17 protein-coding genes are annotated in these 14,779 nt (G+C 69.0%); 13 read left to right on the top strand and 4 right to left on the bottom strand.

The window, feature by feature from the left end:
* Positions 1–35 precede the first annotated feature (35 nt).
* Complete coding sequence (locus ACE3QW_RS05075; protein ID WP_029556480.1) at positions 36–419, top strand: VOC family protein; 384 nt, start codon at positions 36–38, stop codon at positions 417–419.
* A 21-nt stretch (positions 420–440) separates the two neighbouring features.
* Here the strand turns inward: ACE3QW_RS05075 and pncA are convergent, their stop codons facing one another.
* A complete protein-coding gene (gene pncA, locus ACE3QW_RS05070) occupies positions 441–1,103 on the bottom strand; it encodes a bifunctional nicotinamidase/pyrazinamidase (protein ID WP_374250699.1) in 663 nt (220 codons plus the stop codon).
* A gap of 219 nt (positions 1,104–1,322) precedes the next feature.
* Between pncA and dnaK the strand changes: the two genes are divergently transcribed.
* A complete protein-coding gene (dnaK, locus tag ACE3QW_RS05065) occupies positions 1,323–3,218 on the top strand; it encodes a molecular chaperone DnaK (RefSeq protein WP_029556482.1) in 1,896 nt (631 codons plus the stop codon).
* A 245-nt stretch (positions 3,219–3,463) separates the two neighbouring features.
* Positions 3,464–4,606 carry a molecular chaperone DnaJ gene (gene dnaJ, locus ACE3QW_RS05060; RefSeq protein ID WP_029556483.1) on the top strand — a complete coding sequence of 381 codons (1,143 nt, stop codon included), beginning with the start codon at positions 3,464–3,466 and terminating at the stop codon, positions 4,604–4,606.
* A gap of 13 nt (positions 4,607–4,619) precedes the next feature.
* Here the strand turns inward: dnaJ and ACE3QW_RS05055 are convergent, their stop codons facing one another.
* Entirely contained in the window at positions 4,620–5,597 is a 978-nt protein-coding gene (locus ACE3QW_RS05055; protein ID WP_374250698.1) for an NAD-dependent epimerase/dehydratase family protein, read from the bottom strand.
* An 80-nt stretch (positions 5,598–5,677) separates the two neighbouring features.
* Here ACE3QW_RS05055 and ACE3QW_RS05050 point away from each other — a divergent pair, with 80 nt between their 5' ends.
* From ACE3QW_RS05050 to ACE3QW_RS05020, 7 genes are all read left to right on the top strand, one after another.
* The gene (locus ACE3QW_RS05050; protein ID WP_374250697.1) at positions 5,678–6,322 is read left to right on the top strand and encodes a TetR/AcrR family transcriptional regulator; all 645 of its coding nucleotides are present in this window, start codon (positions 5,678–5,680) and stop codon (positions 6,320–6,322) included.
* A 65-nt stretch (positions 6,323–6,387) separates the two neighbouring features.
* On the top strand, positions 6,388–7,005 hold the full coding sequence (locus tag ACE3QW_RS05045) for a class I SAM-dependent methyltransferase (protein ID WP_024281248.1): 618 nt from the start codon (positions 6,388–6,390) through the stop codon (positions 7,003–7,005).
* Between the two features lie 49 nt (positions 7,006–7,054).
* A complete protein-coding gene (locus ACE3QW_RS05040; RefSeq protein ID WP_374250696.1) occupies positions 7,055–7,636 on the top strand; it encodes a histidine phosphatase family protein in 582 nt (193 codons plus the stop codon).
* Positions 7,633–8,355: an orotidine-5'-phosphate decarboxylase gene (pyrF, locus tag ACE3QW_RS05035; RefSeq protein ID WP_374250695.1), complete on the top strand. Its 723-nt coding sequence runs from the start codon at positions 7,633–7,635 to the stop codon at positions 8,353–8,355. Before ACE3QW_RS05040 ends, pyrF begins: the two co-directional genes overlap by 4 nt.
* A 13-nt stretch (positions 8,356–8,368) precedes the next feature.
* Positions 8,369–9,010 carry a DUF1330 domain-containing protein gene (locus ACE3QW_RS05030; RefSeq protein WP_374250694.1) on the top strand — a complete coding sequence of 214 codons (642 nt, stop codon included), beginning with the start codon at positions 8,369–8,371 and terminating at the stop codon, positions 9,008–9,010.
* Between the two features lie 26 nt (positions 9,011–9,036).
* Complete coding sequence (gene dapB, locus ACE3QW_RS05025; RefSeq protein WP_374250693.1) at positions 9,037–9,864, top strand: 4-hydroxy-tetrahydrodipicolinate reductase; 828 nt, start codon at positions 9,037–9,039, stop codon at positions 9,862–9,864.
* Between the two features lie 17 nt (positions 9,865–9,881).
* The gene (locus tag ACE3QW_RS05020; RefSeq protein WP_250167782.1) at positions 9,882–10,505 is read left to right on the top strand and encodes a 2,3-bisphosphoglycerate-dependent phosphoglycerate mutase; all 624 of its coding nucleotides are present in this window, start codon (positions 9,882–9,884) and stop codon (positions 10,503–10,505) included.
* 66 nt (positions 10,506–10,571) lie between these two features.
* Here ACE3QW_RS05020 and ACE3QW_RS05015 read toward each other — a convergent pair whose 3' ends face one another.
* Positions 10,572–11,498 carry a polyprenyl synthetase family protein gene (locus ACE3QW_RS05015; protein ID WP_374250692.1) on the bottom strand — a complete coding sequence of 309 codons (927 nt, stop codon included), beginning with the start codon at positions 11,496–11,498 and terminating at the stop codon, positions 10,572–10,574.
* A gap of 128 nt (positions 11,499–11,626) precedes the next feature.
* On the opposite strand from ACE3QW_RS05015, the gene ACE3QW_RS05010 reads away from it, so the two are divergent.
* From ACE3QW_RS05010 to ACE3QW_RS05000, 3 genes are all read left to right on the top strand, one after another.
* Entirely contained in the window at positions 11,627–12,298 is a 672-nt protein-coding gene (locus ACE3QW_RS05010; RefSeq protein WP_374250691.1) for a transglycosylase domain-containing protein, read from the top strand.
* Positions 12,299–12,407: 109 nt separating this feature from the next.
* Entirely contained in the window at positions 12,408–13,019 is a 612-nt protein-coding gene (locus ACE3QW_RS05005; RefSeq protein ID WP_374250689.1) for a septation protein A, read from the top strand.
* 75 nt (positions 13,020–13,094) lie between these two features.
* Positions 13,095–13,541, top strand: a complete 447-nt coding sequence (locus ACE3QW_RS05000; protein ID WP_024281239.1) for an Rrf2 family transcriptional regulator — start codon at positions 13,095–13,097, stop codon at positions 13,539–13,541.
* A gap of 71 nt (positions 13,542–13,612) precedes the next feature.
* Here the strand turns inward: ACE3QW_RS05000 and ACE3QW_RS04995 are convergent, their stop codons facing one another.
* On the bottom strand, positions 13,613–14,779 hold the full coding sequence (locus tag ACE3QW_RS04995; RefSeq protein ID WP_024281238.1) for an ABC transporter permease: 1,167 nt from the start codon (positions 14,777–14,779) through the stop codon (positions 13,613–13,615).

Here is a 14,779-nt window from a genome sequence, read left to right as displayed (position 1 = left end):
CCGCCGGCCATCCGGCCGGTTCGAGGGAGGCGCCGATGGGCCCGCACGGGAAATTCTACTGGAACGAGCTGATGACCGACGACGTGGAGAAGGCGCAGGCCTTCTATGCCGCGACGCTGGGCTGGACCTTCAGCGAGATGCCCATGGACGGCGGCCACGCCTATTACGTCGCGACCCTCGGCGGCGAGCCGGTGGCCGGGATGATGGACAAGACCGAGATCCTGCCGCCGCAGGTGCCACCCCACTGGTTCAGCTATATCAATGTGGACGATGTGGGCGCGCGTGTGGAGCTGCTGAAAGCGGCCGGCGGGCAGGTGATCCGTGAGCCTTTCGACATTCCCGGCGTCGGCCGCATCGCCATCGTCTGCGACGCCACCGGCGCGCCGTTCGGCATGATGACCGCCGCCGATCAGGGATAGTCCACGGTCGCGGTCGTTCGTTCAGGTGAGAAGGTCCGCCGCCGCCAGCCGGCGGACCGCGACCCTGTTCATGTCGGCAAGGGCGGCCGCCAGCGAGCCGTCCACGTCGATGGAGCGGCAGGCGTCCTCGATCACGTAAGTGGTAAAACCGTGCCGTGCGGCGTCCACTGCCGACCACGAGACGCAGAAATCCAGGGCGAGGCCGGCGAGATAGACGGTATCTATTCCCCGCTCCCGGAGGTATCCGGCAAGGCCGGTGGGGGTGGTGCGGTCGGCCTCATAGAAGGTGGAATAGCTGTCGATGGCCTTGTGGTGGCCCTTGCGGACCACCAGTTGCGCGTGGGGCACGTCCAGACCCGGCGCGAAGGCGGCGCCCGGCGTGCCTTGCAGGCAATGGTCCGGCCACAGGATCTGCGGGCCGTAAGGCAGATCGATCATGTCGTAGATCGCCCGGCCAGGATGGGTCGAGGCGAAGGAAATGTGCCCCTGCGGATGCCAGTCCTGAGTCAGGACGACGTTGCGGAAGCCTGCGGCGAGCCGGTTGGCGAGGGGCACGACGTCATGGCCGCCGGGGACCGCAAGGGCACCGCCGGGCAGGAAGTCCACCTGCAGATCGACGAGGATGAGGGCCGTGCGCGGATCGGCTCCGGGACCGGGCCCGGCGGTTGGCTTGAAGGGGGCCATCCGTTTTCCTCGCGCGGCTGTGAAAAATGGAGCGTGGCGCCTGCTACCATGCCTTGCGGGGCCAAATCACCCCCCCTATATGCGCCTCGATCGCTGTTTTCGCGGCGAACCCCAATTCTAAAGTTTCAGGGGGCCGGCGGATCGGTCGCGAGAGGGGCTCGCGGCCCTCCACCTCGGGTGCCGCAAGGGCCCGGTCGGCCTGCCGGCAAGGAGAATCATATGGCCAAGATCATCGGTATCGACCTCGGCACCACCAATTCCTGCGTCGCGGTGATGGAGGGGTCCACCCCGAAAGTCATCGAGAACGCCGAGGGCGCGCGCACCACGCCCTCCATCGTCGCCTTCACGGAGGACGGCGAGCGTCTCGTCGGTCAGCCTGCCAAGCGGCAGAGCGTCACCAATCCCGAGCGCACCTTCTTCGCGGTGAAGCGCCTCATCGGCCGCCGCTATGACGACCCGACCGTCGCCAAGGACAAGAACCTTGTGCCGTACCAGATCGTGCGCGCCGACAACGGCGACGCCTGGGTGGAAGCCGACGGCAAGAAGTATTCCCCCTCGCAGATCTCCGCCTTCATCCTGCAGAAGATGAAGGAGACGGCCGAGTCGTTCCTGGGCGAGAAGGTGGAGAAGGCGGTCATCACCGTCCCCGCTTACTTCAACGACGCCCAGCGCCAGGCGACCAAGGACGCCGGCCGCATCGCCGGCCTCGAGGTGCTGCGCATCATCAACGAGCCCACCGCGGCGGCTCTCGCCTACGGCCTCGACAAGAAGTCGGCCGGCACCATCGCGGTCTATGACCTCGGCGGCGGCACCTTCGACGTGTCGGTGCTGGAGATCGGCGACGGCGTGTTCGAGGTGAAGTCCACCAACGGCGACACCTTCCTTGGCGGCGAGGACTTCGACATGCGCCTCGTCGGCTACCTCGCCGATGAGTTCAAGAAGGAGCAGGGCATCGACCTGCGCAACGACAAGCTCGCCCTCCAGCGGCTGAAGGAAGCCGCCGAGAAGGCCAAGATCGAGCTGTCGTCCGCGACCCAGACCGAGATCAACCTGCCCTTCATCACGGCGGATGCGACCGGCCCGAAGCATCTCACCATGAAGCTCACCCGCGCCAAGTTCGAGGCGCTGGTGGATGACCTCATCCAGCGGACCGTCGAGCCCTGCCGGCTCGCGCTGAAGGATGCCGGCCTCACCGCCGGGCAGATCGACGAGGTCGTCCTCGTCGGCGGCATGACCCGCATGCCCAAGGTGCAGGAAGTGGTGAAGCAGTTCTTCGGCAAGGAGCCCCACAAGGGCGTCAACCCGGACGAGGTGGTCGCCATCGGCGCCGCCATCCAGGCGGGCGTGCTCCAGGGCGACGTGAAGGACGTGCTGCTGCTCGACGTGACCCCGCTGTCGCTGGGCATCGAGACGCTGGGCGGCGTGTTCACCCGCCTCATCGACCGCAACACCACCATCCCCACCAAGAAGAGCCAGGTGTTCTCCACGGCTGAGGATGGCCAGACCGCGGTGACGATCCGCGTGTTCCAGGGTGAGCGCGAGATGGCGGCGGACAATAAGATCCTCGGCCAGTTCGACCTCATGGGCATTCCCCCGGCGCCCCGCGGCGTGCCGCAGGTGGAGGTGACCTTCGACATCGATGCCAACGGCATCGTGCAGGTCTCCGCCAAGGACAAGGGCACCGGCAAGGAGCAGCAGATCCGCATCCAGGCCTCGGGCGGCCTGAATGACGCCGACATCGAGAAGATGGTGAAGGACGCCGAGGCCCACGCGGCCGAGGACAAGAAGCGTCGGGCCCTGGTGGAAGCCAAGAACCACGCGGAAGCCCTCGTCCACTCCACCGAGAAGGCCGTCGCCGAGCATGGCGACAAGGTCGGCGCGGCGGAGAAGGGTGCCATCGAGGCGGCGCTCAATGACCTCAAGTCCTCGCTGGAAGGCGACGACGTGGAGGCGATAACCGCCAAGACCAACACCCTCGCCCAGGCCTCCCTCAAGCTCGGCGAGGCCATGTACGCGGCCCAGCAGGGCGGCGCGGAGCCCGGTGCGGCCAAGAAGGACGACGTGGTGGACGCCGAGTTCACCGAGGTCGACGACGACAAGAAGAAGTCTGCGTGACTTTGAAAAGGACCGGCGGGCGAGCCCCGCCGGTCTTTCGCCGCCGCGGCGGCCATTTGATTCGCGCCGTTTCAGGCGTTATTCCCCGGATTGACCGGGCGCAGGCCGGACGCAGCGCCGACCCTTCTTCCAGATGCTGAGCGGGGTGCGTGAGGCTGGGGACCGGCATCCGATCGCTATTGCAGGATGGCCGCTCAAGACAGAGCCGGCGTGGCAAGTGCCAGTGTGGCAGGTGAAGGCAGACGATGGCCAAGCGCGATTATTATGAAACCCTCGGCTGCGATCGCGGCGCCGACGAGACGGTGCTGAAGGCCTCCTACCGCAAGCTCGCCATGAAGTGGCATCCCGATCGCAACCAGGGCGATGCGGAAGCCGAGGTGATGTTCAAGGAGGTCAACGAGGCCTACGAGGTCTTGAAGGACCCCCAGAAGCGCGCCGCCTATGACCGCTTCGGCCATGCCGCGTTCGAGAATGGCGGCGGCGGTCCCGGCTTCGGCAACGACTTCGCCTCCTCCTTCGCCGACATCTTCGATGATCTGTTCGGCGGCGCCATGGGTCGCGGGCGCGGCGGTGGCGGCGGCCAGCAGCGCGGGCGCGGCTCGGACCTGCGCTACAACATGGAGATCACCCTTGAGGAAGCGTTCGTCGGCAAGACGGCGCAGATCAAGATCCCCACCTCCGTCGCCTGCGAGGCCTGCAACGGCACCGGCGCCAAGCCCGGCACCCAGCCGAAGGCCTGCCGCACCTGCGGCGGCGCCGGTAAGATCCGCCATGCCCAGGGCTTCTTCACCCTTGAGCGCACCTGCCCCACCTGCCAGGGTCGCGGCAGCGTCATCGAGGACCCGTGCGGCGCCTGCGCCGGCGCGGGGCGCGTGACGCGCGAGCGCACCCTCTCGGTGCAGATCCCGCCCGGTGTCGAGGACGGCACCCGCATCCGCCTCGGCGGCGAGGGCGAGGCCGGCGTGCGCGGCGGGCCGGCGGGCGACCTCTACATCTTCCTGTCCATCGAACAGCACGCCTTCTTCCAGCGGGAGGGGGCGGACCTCTATTGCCGCGTGCCCATCTCCATGGTCACGGCGGCGCTGGGTGGCGCGGTGGAAGTGCCGACCATCGACGGCGACAAGACCAAGGTGAAGATTCCCGAGGGCACCCAGTCGCAGAAGCGCTTCCGCCTCTCCGGCAAGGGCATGCCCATCCTGCGCTCGCGCTCCGCCGGCGACATGTATGTGCAGGTGGTGGTGGAAACGCCGCAGAAGCTGACCAAGCGTCAGAGGGAACTGCTCGCCGAATTCGACAAGGAAAGCTCCGGCGAGACCCATCCCGAATCCGCCGGCTTCTTCGCCAAGGTGAAGGAATTCTTCCAGGGCGCGGCCGGCGAGGGGGCCTGATCCGCGCCGGCGCTCAGCCGGCGCGCGCCGCTGCCATGCATTGGGCGATGCCGTCCGCATAGGACGTCTTCGCGATGGGGCCGATGGCCCGTTCGAGGGCGCTGCCGTCGAAGATCACCGGCGTGGTCATCAGATAATGCATCTCCACGAGTTCGCGCATGACCGGATCGAACAGGCCGGCGAGGCGCAGCATGGTCTTGCCCGCGACCATGAGCTTCGGCGCGCGACCGGCGAGGGCGAACGCCTGCCGCGCCACCTCCCGCACGGTGATGGTGCCCGCCCCCGCGAGATCGTAGCTGCGGCCGAAAACCTCCTCCCGGCCGAGCAGGGCCCGCACCACCGGCCCCACGTCCGGCACGAAGACGAATTCGTGCGGGGTGTCGATGGGCCCCACCACCTTGGCCCGGCGTCCGGCCGCAGCGGCGGCGAAGAGGTCGGTGAGGAAACTGCGCTCCACGCCGGGGCCATAGAAATCGGGCAGGCGCAGGATCAGCCCTCGCAGCGCACCGCGCGCGTCGGCCTCCATCAGGATGTCCTCCTGCTCCTTGCGCATCCGCCCCTTGAAGGTGTGCGGCATGCGCGGATGGCTCTCGTCCACGCGCGCCGCCTGCGGCCGGCCGAAGGGATAAGCGGTGCCGATGAGCAGCACCCGCCGCACCCCCTCCGCCTCGGCTGCCTCGACCACTGCCCGCATGAGGCGGGGATGGAGGTGGAAGGCGTCATAGGGCACGCCCACCATGTGGACGAGCGTATCCATCCCGCGCACGGCGGCCCGCAGGCTGGCCATGTCCTCCGGGTTCCAGACGCGCGGGGTGGCGAGGGGGTGCCCTTGGAAGGCGGCCGATAGGCCGGCGGCGGAGCGTCCGACCACGGCGAACGGCGTGCCGGCCGCGCTCAGGGCCTGGGCGATGCTGTCGCCGATGGCGCCGGTCGCCCCGACGAGGGCGATTCGGGGCGCGTCCACGGCTTGCAGGGGAGCGGGGGTGGTCATTATGGTGGGGTCCTGAACAATGTTCACTAAACATCGTTCATAAACTGAACATCGTTCATGTCAAGCGGCAGGGATCCGTCGTGTCCGAAGTGAAGTCCTCGCCTCCGCCCGCTGGCGGCTCGCCGCGCGCCCGTCGGAAGGAAGACGCCCGCGCCCGCATCCTCGCCGAGGCGCGCCGGATCGTTCTCGACCAGGGGTTCGAAGCGCTCACCATGCGCCGCATCGCCGAGGCCGCCGGCTATTCGGCGGCAGCGCTCTATCTCCATTTCGAGAATCGCGAGGCCATCGCCCGCGAGCTCGGCGAGGCCGGCATGCGCGCTCTGCTCGACGCCCTGGCCGAGGCGGGCAAGACCGTGGACCCGCTCCAGCGGCTCAAGGCCCTGGGGCTCGCCTATGCGGCGTTCGGGCGCGCCGAGCCCGAGACCTACCGGCTGATCTTCATGGAGCCGGGCTTCGCAGCGACCGCGCTGGGGGGGAAGGATGCGGCCGGGGCGGCGGCATTCGCGCTCATCGGCGGCGTGTTCCAGAATCTCGCGACCGCCGGGCGGCTGCGGGACGGGCTCGACATCGAGAGCCTCGCGCTGACCTTCTGGATCGTCCTGCACGGCATGGTCAGCCTGAAGCTCACCTGCTCCGCCTTTCTCGTTGCTTCCGAGGAGGATCTCCTCGCGACAGCCCTCGACAACCTGCTTCACGGGGCCCTGCGCCCGAACCGCGAACCTTGACCCGGCCCCCTTTCCCGTCTAAGCGCCTGATATCCGACCCGCTCGGGCGCCCCGAGGTGCAGTTGATGCTCCAGTCCCACGACCACCGCAGGCCGCTCCAGAAGCCCCTGCTCCAGAAGCCGAACCTCAAGGACGAGGTGCGTTTCCTGCAGTCGTGGTTCCAGAATCCGCTCAAGACCGGCGCGGTCGCGCCCTCGAGCCCGGCGCTCGCCAAGATGATGGCGAGCTATCTCGATCCCAAGATGGACGGCCCGGTCATAGAGCTTGGACCGGGCACCGGCCCGGTCACCAAGGCGCTGATCCAGCGGGGCTTCGCCCCCGAGCGCCTGTTCCTGATCGAGTACAATCCCGAATTCTGCGCCCTGCTGCGCCTGCGCTATCCCGGCGTCACCGTCATCAACGGCGATGCCTACCAGCTCGGCAAGACGCTGAAGGATCGCCTGCCCGGCAAGGCGGTGGGTACCATTTCGTCGTTGCCGCTGTTCACCATGCCGGAGAGCGAGCGCCACCGGATGGTCAACGAGGCGTTCGACCTCTCCCATTCCGGTATGCCTTTCGTGCAGTTCACCTATGCGGTGGTCTCGCCCGTGCCGCTGCTGCCGGGCGCCATCGAGGGCGAGCGTTCGCCGCGGGTGTGGCGCAACATTCCCCCGGCCCGCGTCTGGGCCTATCGCCGGCCCTGATCCCCTTCCCGGCCGGTCCGGCGCCGGCCTTACGCCGCCGGTGCCGCCCGTGACGGATTTCCTCTATCTGACCCATCCTCAGGTCCAGGTGGACCCGGCCGTCCCCGTGCCGCGCTGGGGCCTGTCCGCCGTCGGGCGGGCGCGCACGCTGGCCTTTGCCGCGCGCTTCGATCTCTCCGGCATCAGCCATGTCATCTCCTCCACCGAGGAGAAGGCGAAGGAGACTGCGGCCCTGATCGCCGCGCCCCTCCGGCTTCCGGTGATCATCCGCGACGGGATGGAGGAGAACGACCGCTCCGCCACCGGCTACCTGCCCGAAGCCGAATTCCAAGAGATGGCCGACGCCTTCTTCGCCCGCCCCACCGAGAGCGTGCGCGGCTGGGAGCGGGCGGTGGATGCGCAGGCGCGCATCGTCGCGGCGGTGGAGGCGGCGCTGGCGGCCTTCGGCGGGGCGGGACAGCGCCTCCTCTTCGTCGGCCATGGCGGCGTCGGCACCTTGCTTCTGTGCCACCTGGCGGGCTACCCCATCTCCCGCGTCCACGACCAGCCACCGGTCGGGGGCGGCTGCTGGTTCCGCGCGGGTCCCGCGCGGCGGCCGGACCGCTGGCGCGCAATGGAGGAGACGGCATGACGCAGGTTGTTCAGGGCACCCCGATCCGCGCGGATGTCCGCGACAAGCTCATCGTCGCCCTCGACTATCCCTCCGTCGCCGCCGCCGAGGCTGCCGTCGCGCAGCTCGGCGACGTGGTGAGCTTCTACAAGATCGGGCTGGAGCTGGCGGTCTCGGGGGGCATCGACCTCGCCACCGACCTCATCGCTGCCGGCAAGAAGGTGTTCCTCGACCTCAAGCTCCACGACATCGGCAACACGGTGGAGCGGGCCACCGCCGCCGCCGCCGAGAGGGGCTTCGACATTCTCACCGTGCACGCCTACCCCATGACCATGGCCGCCGCCGCGCGCGGCGCCGCCGGGAGCAAGCTTGAGGTGCTGGGCGTCACCGTGCTCACCTCCTATGACGATGCCGACCTCGCCGCCACCGGCGTCATCGGCGGCGTCACCGAGACCGTGCGCCTGCGGGCCGGACAGGCGCGGGATGCCGGCATCGCCGGCGTCATCTGCGCTCCCACCGACGCCGCCATGGTGCGCGCCATCCTCGGCCCCGACCGCCGGGTGGTGACGCCGGGCGTGCGGCCGAAGGGGGCGGCGGTGGGCGACCAGAAGCGTATCGCCACGCCGGCCGAGGCGCTGGCGGCGGGCGCCGATCGTATCGTGGTTGGCCGTCCGGTGACGGCGGCCGAGGACCCGGTCGCGGCGGCGCAGGCGATCCTTGCCGAACTTCAGGGTGCGTGACGGGGGCGGAGCGATGGCAAAGGGCTACTGGTTCCTCAATCTCGATGTGGTCAATCCGGTGGACTACATCACCTACCGGGAGGCGACCTTCGCCTACGCCCGGTCGCACGGCTTCCGTTACGTGATTCGCGGTGGCGATTTCGAGCAGCTCGAAGGCATCAAGCGCCATCGCAACGTGCTGGTGGAACTGCCCTCGTATGAGGATGCTGTCACCCTCTACGACGCGCCCGACTACCGGCCTGTGCGCGATCTGCGCGGGGCCACCGCCATTGCCGACCTTGCCGCGGTGGAGGGCTTCGACGGCCCGCAGCTCTCGCCGGAGCCGCCGGAGGGCACGGCCGACAACCCGCGCGGCTACTGGATGGTCAAGGTGGATGTGACCGACCCCGATCGGTACAAGGACTATGCCGCTGCCGCTGCCGAGGCCTTCACCGAATACGGTGCGTGGTTCCTGGTGCGCGGGGGGCGCAATCATCTTCTGGAAGGCCATGGCCGTTCACGGTATGTCGTCACCGCGTTCAAGGACGTGGCGACGGCGCGCGCGTGCTATTTCTCTCCCGCCTACCAGACGGCGCGAGCGATCCGGCAGGAGGCGTCGGTGGCCGACTTCCTCATCATCTCCGGCTATACCGGGCGCGAGCTGCCACCCGCCTGAGCGCGGCCCATCTTAAGGACACACCCGTGACCGATCTGCGCATCGTCATTGCCGGGGCCGGCGGCCGCATGGGCCGCACCCTCATCCGCGCCATCGCCGAGACCGAGGGGCTGAAGCTCGTGGGCGCGCTCGAATATGCCGGCTCCCCCCATCTCGGTGAGGATGCGGGCCTGATGGCGGGCGGGGCACCGAACGGCGTCACCGTCGAAAGCGACGTCGCGCCTTCGCTGAACGGCGCCGACGTGGTGATCGACTTCTCCACCCCCGCCGCCACGGTGCGCCTCGCCGGCCGCCTCGCCGAGGCCGGGATCGCCCACGTCATCGGCACCACCGGCCTCTCCAACGAGGACAACGCCGCCATCGCCGATGCGGCGCTGCGCACGGTCATCGTCAAGTCCGGCAACATGAGCCTCGGGGTGAACCTGCTCGCCGCTTTGACCCGCCGGGTGGCGGCGACGCTGGGCGACGACTTCGACATCGAGATCGTGGAGATGCATCACAACCGGAAGGTGGATGCCCCTTCGGGAACCGCACTGCTGCTGGGCGAGGCGGCGGCGGCGGGTCGCAACCGCAGGCTCGACGACTGCTCCGAGCGCGGCCGCGACGGCATCACCGGCCCGCGGGTGAAGGGCAATATCGGCTTTGCCAGCCTGCGCGGCGGCTCCGTGGTGGGCGAGCACATGGTGATCTTCGCCGGCGCCGCCGAGCGCATCGAACTGGTTCATAAGGCCGAGGATCGCACGCTCTTCGCCAACGGCGCGCTTGCCGCCGCCCGTTGGACGAAATGCGGAGAGACCAAGCGGGAGCCGGGGCTCTATTCCATGGCCGATGTGCTCGGCCTCGCCGATTTCTGAGTGTCTGGAGACTTTTCATGTCGGATCGCATCCTCGTCCTCGTCCGTCACGGGCAGAGCGAGTGGAACCTGAAGAACCTTTTCACCGGCTGGCGTGACCCCGACCTCACCGAGCAGGGCGTCGCGGAGGCAAAGCGGGCGGGCGCGCTCCTGAAGGCCGAAGGCCTGAAGTTCGACGTCGCCTTCACCTCGCTCCTCTCCCGCGCCCAGCGCACCCTGTCGCTGGTGCTCGGCGAGATGGGGCAGGAGGGCGTGGAGACGCTGGCCAGCCAGGCGCTGAACGAGCGGGACTACGGCGACCTCTCCGGCCTCAACAAGGATGACGCCCGCGCCAAGTGGGGCGAGGAGCAGGTGCATGTGTGGCGCCGCTCCTATGACATCCCCCCGCCCGGCGGCGAGAGCCTGCGCGATACGGTGGCCCGCACGCTGCCCTATTACAATCAGGAGATCCTGCCGCGCGTGCTGCGGGGCGAGACCACGATCGTGACCGCCCACGGCAATTCGCTGCGCGCCCTCATCATGGTGCTGGAGAAGCTGTCTCCCGAAGGCATCATGAAGCGCGAGGTGCTCACCGGCGTGCCGATGGTCTACCGGATGCGCGCCGATTCCACCGTCGAGGACAGGCGCGACCTCGCGGTGTGAGGACGGCCGTCTGAGAACGCCTGTGGAGGCGGCCGGTTCGCCGGCCGCTCCCATCCGAAAATGCGCTCAGCTGCGCCGCGCGGCCACGAACCGGGCGGCCTCGGCGAGGATTTCGCCGCGCGCGCCGAACGGGGCGAGGGCGTCCGCCGCTTCCGCCACCAGACGGTCCAGCAGCCGGCGCGCCTCTGGCAGGCCGAGCCGGGAGACCAGCGTCGCCTTGCCGGCGGCGGCATCCTTGCCCACCTTCTTGCCCACCTCTTCCGCCGTGCCTTCCACGTCGAGGATGTCGTCGGCGATCTGGAACGCCGCGCCCAGCGCCCGCCCATAGGCGAGGAGCGCCGCGCGCTGGCCCATATCCGCGCCGCCGAGGATCGCCCCCGTCTCGGCCGAGACGGCGAGCAGCGCACCGGTCTTCATGGCCTGCAGGTCGCGGATGGCGTCCTCGCCGTGGGCGAGGGGCGTGCCGCCGGTAAACCGCCCTTCGGCGGCGAGGTCCAGCATCTGCCCGCCCACCATGCCGCCGATGCCCGCCGCCCGCGCCAGCGCCCGCACCAGCGCGATGCGCACGGCGGGATCGGGATGGGCGTCCTCGCCCGCCAGCAGGTCGAACGCGAGCGTCAGCAGCCCGTCGCCGGCGAGGATGGCGGTGGCCTCGTCATAGGCCTTGTGAACGGTGGGCCGGCCCCGGCGCAGGTCGTCGTCGTCCATGGCCGGCAGGTCGTCATGGACGAGGGAATAGCAGTGCACGCACTCGATGGCGGTGGCGGCGGTCACGGCGGCCTCCGCCGTGACGCCGAACAGGGCCGCCCCCTCGATCACCAGGAAGGGCCTCAGCCTTTTGCCGCCGCCCAGCGCGCCGTGGCGCATGGCGCCCATCAGGCGCTCCGGCCGCAGCCGTTCGCCGGGCAGCGCCGCCGCGCCGAGCGCGGTGGCGAGCCGGGTTTCGGTGATGGCGGCGGCGGCGTCGAGACGATCCTTGAGGGAAGAGGTCACCGGGTGGCCTAGCGTGGCTGAGAAGGGCAAGGTGGGAACGCCCGGGCGGGGCGCACCGTTGACGGGGGCCACCGGGTGCCCCAACCAGGGGGCAAGGTCAAGCCGCATGGCGGCGGGGAGGGCTGGGGATGATCCGTCTGGTGCTTCGGGTGGTGCTCGTCCTCGCCGCCATCCCGCTGCTGCTCTCCGTCCTCTACAACGTCGTCAATCCGGTCTCGACGCTGATGATCGGCCGCTGGATCACGGGTGAGCGGGTGGAGCGCGTGTGGACGCCCATCGAGAAGATGTCGCCGGCGCTGGTGCGCACCGTCATCGCCTCGGAGGATGCCAGCTTCTGCCAGAACATCGGCATCGACATCGGCGAGCTGCGCGAGGCGCTTGAGAAGGCCGACGATCTGGAGGAGACCCGCGGCGCCTCCACCATCCCCATGCAGATCGCCAAGAACCTGTTCCTCTGGCCGGGGCGGGCCCTCATCCGCAAGGCCATCGAGATGCCGCTCGCCATCTGGCTCGATCTGGTGGTCAGCAAGAGGCGGCTGATCGAGATCTATCTCAACATCGCCGAATGGGGACCGAACGGGGAGTTCGGCGTCGAGGCCGGCGCCCGGCGCGCCTTCGGCATCCCGGCGGCGCAGGTAGAGGCGCGGCAGGCGGCGCTGCTGGCGGTGATGCTGCCCAATCCGCACCGGCGCGACGCCGGCAACCCTAGCGCCGGCGTCCAGCGGCTTGCCGCCCGTCTTCAGGCGCGGGTGCCGAAGGAGGGGCCGGAACTGGTCGCGTGCCTCGGCCCGCTGCGCTGAACCGCGCGCGGCTTGATTGTTGGCCCGACACGCGCCACATGGGGGACGTCGCGCCGTTCCGGCTGAACCGCCGGGATCGGCGGTATTTTTCTCCTGCCGGCCCGCCTGAATGACCCAATCACAAGCTCCAGTGCCCGCGCCCGCCTCCTCGCCCGCCCCCCGCAAGATGAGTCCGTGGCTCAAGATCGGCCTGGAGATCGGCCCGCTGGTGCTGTTCTTCATCGCCAACGGGCGCGGCGGCATCTATGTGGCGACCGGCGTCTTCATGGTGGCGACGCTGCTGGCGCTCGGCGCCATGTGGGTGCTGGCGCGGCGCATCGCGGTGATGCCGCTGGTGTCGGCGCTGGTGGTGATGGTGTTCGGCGGCCTGACGCTGTGGCTTCAGGACGACCATTTCATCAAGCTGAAGCCGACCATGGTGAACGCCCTGTTCGGCGTGCTGCTGCTGGGCGGGCTCTATTTCAAGAAGCCACTCCTGCCTTACGTCTTCGACGGGATGGTGAAGCTCACCGAGGAAGGCTGGCGCAAGCTGACCATCCGTTGGGGCATCTTCTTCCTGGTCATGGCGGTGCTGAACGAGATCGTGTGGCGGTCGGTTTCGACCGACACCTGGGTCGCCTTCAAGACCTTCGGCTATCTGCCGCTGACCTTCGCCTTCGCCATCGCCCAGGCGCCGCTGATGAGCCGCTACGAGCTGAAGGACGGCTCCGGCGCCAAGTGACGCCGCCCCGAATTTCACGTGGCCGCCGTTGACGGCGACGCGCGATGTCCCCATAAGCCCGAAAGAGGGCGCTCCATGCTGACGAAAAAGGGAAAATACGGTCTCAAGGCGGCGGTGCACCTGGCGCGTCTGCCGCCCGGCGGCTCCACGCAGGTGGCTGATATCGCCGAGGCCAACAATATCCCGAAGAAATTCCTCGACGTGATCCTCGGCGAGCTGCGCAACGCCGGCTTCCTTTCGTCCAAGAAGGGCAAGCTCGGCGGCTACCGGCTCGCCAAGGCGCCGGACGACATCATCGTCGGCGAGATGATCCGCGCCCTCGACGGGCCGCTGGCGCCCTTCCCCTGCGCCAGCCGCAACGCCTACGAGCCGTGCGAGGATTGCGACATCGCCACCTGCGAGGTGCGCCTGCTCATGGTGCGGGTGCGCGACGCCATCGGCACGGTGCTCGACACCTACACCCTCGCCCAGATGCGGGACCTCTCCCAGGAGCAGCTCGCCTCTTTCGTCGACTACATCTGAAGCCCGCGCGGCGCCTGAGCGGAGGCAAACCAAGCCCGCGCGGCGCTTGAGCGTAGACGTGCAGGACGCCCTCACTGCTGCGCAGCGAGGAAGGTGCGGAAGCGGGCCAGCGCCACGGCGAAGAACAGGGCGCCGATGCCGAAGGTGGCGGCGAAGCGCGGCCACACGGTCTCCAGCCCCGCGCCCCGGTAGAGGATGGCCTGCGCGAAGGCCACGAACTGGGTGGAGGGCGAGGCCTGCATGGCCACCTGCAACCATTCGGGCATGCTCTCCAGCGGCGTGAACCCGCCCGACAGCATGTTCATGGGCAGCACCACGAGGAAGAACAGCAGCCCGAACTGCGGCATGGACCCGGCCAGCGTGCCGAGGAAGATGCCAAGCGACGCGGTGAAGAACAGATAGAGCGCGGCACCGGCGAGAAACAGCGGGATCGAGCCCGCGATGGACACGCCCAGCACCCATTTCAGCACCGCGATGAGGCTGACGAGGGTGGCGACGAGGATCACCGCTCCGTTCGCCACCACCTTCGCCAGCATGATCTCGGAGGGGCGCACCGGCAGCACGAGCAGATGCTCCAGCGTGCCGTGCTCGCGCTCGCGGATCAGCGCCGCGCCGGCGAGCAGCACCGAGAGCATGGTGATGTTGGTGATGAGGCCCATGGTGCCGGTGAACCACGAAGATTCTAGCCCCTGGTTGAAGGCGGCGCGGATCTGGAGGTTGACCGGGCTCGCCACCCCTTCGGAATGGCGCAGGACGAAGCGGTTCACCTCGGTCTGGAAGATGGCGGAGATGTCGTTGGCGCCGAGGCCGGCCTGCATCAGCGCCGTGGCGTCGATGAGCAGCTGCACCTCGGGGCTGCGTCCGGCCAGCACGTCCGCCTGGAAGTTGGGCGGGAAGTTGAGCACGAAGGTGTAGCGCGCCGCGTCCATCATCGGGTCCACGTCCTGCGGGGCGATGGGCACCGGGCGCTGGAAGGAGGGCGGCAGCAGCGCGTCGAGGATGGCGTTGGAGAGGGCGGAATTGTCCTCGTCCACCACCGCCACGGCGGCGCGGTTGAGATCGTGCTTCATGCCGTTGGCCTGCAGCACGATGGCGACGGTAAACGCATAGACCACCAGCACCAGCAGCGCCCGGTCGCGCCACAGGCCGAGCAGTTCCTTGCCCACCAGCCAGTGGACGTTGGCCAGCGGCAGGCGGCGGGGGGCGGGGGCTTTCGCGGAGGGGGCGGGCGCGGCCAT

The organism is Xanthobacter sp. (assembly GCF_041911315.1).
GTDB lineage: Bacteria > Pseudomonadota > Alphaproteobacteria > Rhizobiales > Xanthobacteraceae > Xanthobacter > Xanthobacter aminoxidans.
Note: the sequence above shows the minus strand (reverse complement) of the source record. Positions and strands in the feature narration are given on the sequence as shown.

Excerpts from the sequence above, each read along its gene's own strand:
- ACE3QW_RS05020 (WP_250167782.1), top strand. The coding sequence starts at position 9,882 with ATGTCGGATCGCATCCTCGTCCTCGTCCGTCACGGGCAGAGCGAGTGG.
- ACE3QW_RS05075 (WP_029556480.1), top strand. The coding sequence starts at position 36 with ATGGGCCCGCACGGGAAATTCTACTGGAACGAGCTGATGACCGACGAC.
- pyrF (WP_374250695.1), top strand. The coding sequence starts at position 7,633 with ATGACGCAGGTTGTTCAGGGCACCCCGATCCGCGCGGATGTCCGCGAC.
- ACE3QW_RS05030 (WP_374250694.1), top strand. The coding sequence starts at position 8,369 with ATGGCAAAGGGCTACTGGTTCCTCAATCTCGATGTGGTCAATCCGGTG.
- ACE3QW_RS05005 (WP_374250689.1), top strand. The coding sequence starts at position 12,408 with ATGACCCAATCACAAGCTCCAGTGCCCGCGCCCGCCTCCTCGCCCGCC.
- dnaJ (WP_029556483.1), top strand. The coding sequence starts at position 3,464 with ATGGCCAAGCGCGATTATTATGAAACCCTCGGCTGCGATCGCGGCGCC.
- dnaK (WP_029556482.1), top strand. The coding sequence starts at position 1,323 with ATGGCCAAGATCATCGGTATCGACCTCGGCACCACCAATTCCTGCGTC.
- pncA (WP_374250699.1), bottom strand. The coding sequence starts at position 1,103 with ATGGCCCCCTTCAAGCCAACCGCCGGGCCCGGTCCCGGAGCCGATCCG.
- ACE3QW_RS05010 (WP_374250691.1), top strand. The coding sequence starts at position 11,627 with ATGATCCGTCTGGTGCTTCGGGTGGTGCTCGTCCTCGCCGCCATCCCG.
- ACE3QW_RS05055 (WP_374250698.1), bottom strand. The coding sequence starts at position 5,597 with ATGACCACCCCCGCTCCCCTGCAAGCCGTGGACGCGCCCCGAATCGCC.
- ACE3QW_RS04995 (WP_024281238.1), bottom strand. The coding sequence starts at position 14,779 with ATGGCCGCGCCCGCCCCCTCCGCGAAAGCCCCCGCCCCCCGCCGCCTG.
- ACE3QW_RS05045 (WP_024281248.1), top strand. The coding sequence starts at position 6,388 with ATGCTCCAGTCCCACGACCACCGCAGGCCGCTCCAGAAGCCCCTGCTC.
- ACE3QW_RS05000 (WP_024281239.1), top strand. The coding sequence starts at position 13,095 with ATGCTGACGAAAAAGGGAAAATACGGTCTCAAGGCGGCGGTGCACCTG.